The organism is Pseudomonas sp. RA_35y_Pfl2_P32 (assembly GCF_963970735.1).
Classification (GTDB): Bacteria; Pseudomonadota; Gammaproteobacteria; order Pseudomonadales; family Pseudomonadaceae; genus Aquipseudomonas.
In genome coordinates this window covers 1-466 of the sequence record NZ_CAXAQF010000303.1, presented here as the reverse complement: position 1 = coordinate 466, position 466 = coordinate 1, and the positions used below count along the sequence as shown (strand labels likewise).

The window sequence follows — 466 nt, the reverse complement described above, 5'->3', positions numbered from 1 at the left end:
ATGGAGATCGCCGCCGATCGCTGGGGCGTCGACGTCGTCACCGGCGGCTTGCAGAAGTGCCTCGGCGGACCATCCGGCTCGGCCCCGATCACGATTTCGGACCGGGCGGCGACCCACATCCAGCGCCGCAAGCATGTCGAACGCGGCATCCGCCGCGACGATATCGACGATGGGGACGGCCTCCGGATAGGGTCCAACTATTTCGATCTGGCGATGGTGATGGACTATTGGTCGGAGAAGCGCCTCAACCACCATACCGAGGCGACCACCATGCTCTACGGCGCGCGGGAATGCGCCCGGATCATGCTTCAGGAAGGCGTCGAGGCTCGCTACGCGCGTCACCGCGCGTCCGGCGCCGCCATGACCGCCGGCCTGCGCGCGATGGGTCTTACCGTGTTCGGCGACGATCGCTATCGCATGACCAACGTCACCGCCGCCTTCATCCCCAACGGGGTGGACGCGGAAA

The 466-nt window shown here is 66.5% G+C and carries 1 pseudogene; it reads left to right on the top strand.

Annotated features, from left to right (window positions below):
* Window positions 1-466 (top strand): annotated as a pseudogene (locus AACY45_RS28405) (alanine--glyoxylate aminotransferase family protein); the annotation flags it as partial.